The organism is Actinosynnema sp. (assembly GCF_052038725.1).
This window is the reverse complement of sequence record NZ_JBQGCX010000481.1, coordinates 1-1,583: the sequence shown is the minus strand read 5'-3', so window position 1 is coordinate 1,583 and position 1,583 is coordinate 1. Positions and strand designations below refer to the sequence as shown.

1 protein-coding gene is annotated in these 1,583 nt (G+C 77.2%); it reads right to left on the bottom strand.

Features of this window, described 5'->3' with window-relative positions:
- Positions 1 to 8: 8 nt before the first annotated feature.
- Positions 9 to 1,352, bottom strand: coding sequence for a dihydroorotase (locus ACTUAL_RS09715; protein ID WP_440900029.1), 1,344 nt, complete (start codon positions 1,350 to 1,352; stop codon positions 9 to 11).
- Positions 1,353 to 1,583: the final 231 nt, after the last annotated feature.

Here is a 1,583-nt window from a genome sequence, read left to right as displayed (position 1 = left end):
CCCGGCGCCTACGCCGCGGGTGGCGTCCGCCGCTCGACCGAGCCCGACGGCCCCTCCCACGGGCTCCGCAGCCCCCGAGCCGCCCGCGGGTCCCGTGCCGGGTCGTCCCCGGCCTCCTCCTCGGGCCCCGCCACCCCGCCGAGCAGCCCGAGGGGGTCGGCGGTCACCCGGCCGCCCACCACGGTCGCCACCACCCGGTGCCGGAACGCCAGCCCCGCGAACGGCGTGTTCGCCACCCCGCCCCGCAGCTCCTCCGGCCGCACCTCCCACTCCGCGTCCGGGTCGACCAGCGCGAACGTCGCGGGCTCGCCCGGCTCCAGCGGCCGTCCCGCGCCCGCCAGCACGGCGATCCGCGCGGGCGCGTGCGACATCACCCGCGCGATCAGCTCCCAGTCCCCGTCCAGCACGTCGGCGACCACGGCCAGCGCCGTCTCCAGCCCGACCGCCCCGAACGGCGCCGCGCACCAGTCCCGCGCCTTCGCGCTCGCCGGGTGCGGCGCGTGGTCGGTCGACACCGCGTCGATCGTGCCGTCCCGCAGCCCCTCCCGCAGCGCCTCCACGTCGGCCGCCGACCGCAGCGGCGGGTTCACCTTGAACCGGGTGTCCCCGCCGCGCACCGCCCGGTCGTCGAGCAGCAGGTGGTGCGGCGTGACCTCGGCGGTCACCGACCAGCCCTGCGACTTGGCCCACCGCACGATCTCCACCGACCGCGCGGTCGACACGTGGCTCACGTGCAGCGCCGCCCCGGTCTCGGCGGCCAGCAGCACGTCCCGCGCGATCACCGCCTCCTCGCCGACCCCCGGCCACGGCGGCAGCCTGGTCTGCTTCGCGGCCTCACCGGCGTTGACCTGCCCGCCGCCCGCCAGCGCCTCGGACTGCGCGTGCTGCGCCACGACCGCGCCCGCCGCCCTCGCCGCCACCATCGCCCGCCGCAGCAGCCCGGCGTCGTCCAGGCAGTTCGCGTCGTCGGAGAACACCCGCACCCCGGCCTGGGCCATCTCCGCGATCGGCGCGAGCCGCTGCCCGGCGAGCCCGACCGTGAGCGCCCCCGCCGGGTGCACCCGGCACGCCCGGATCCCGCGCCCCAGCGCCCGCACCCGCGCGACGCTGTCGGTCACGGGCGTGCGGTTGGGCATCGCGACGACGTCCGAGTACCCGCCGTGCGCGGCGGCCACCGCGTCCGCGTCGCCCGCCGCGCGCAGGTGCGCCCGCAGGTCCACCAGCGCGGGCACCGCGATCAGCCCGCCGAGGTCGATCCTGGGCGCGCAGAACGGCTCGACCAGCACCCCCTCGTGCACCGCCAGCGCGGACGGCTCGCCACCGAGCACCCGGATCCCGTGCAGTTCGATCACGCCGACACCCTCCCCACCCCGTGGACCCGGTCGACGGCGAGCGGCGACACCGGTCCGGAACGGGCGCCGTGCGAGCGACTTCGACTTGGTGAGCGAGTCTCCCTTTCGCAGCAGGGTGACCGCGTCAGAGCCTGCACCGGCATCGTATGGCATGGGAGCCTCCTATCCGGCACTCGAAACTTGATCGCCGATCGGATCGATGACCGGCAGCGGCGGCTTGACGCTGCTTCC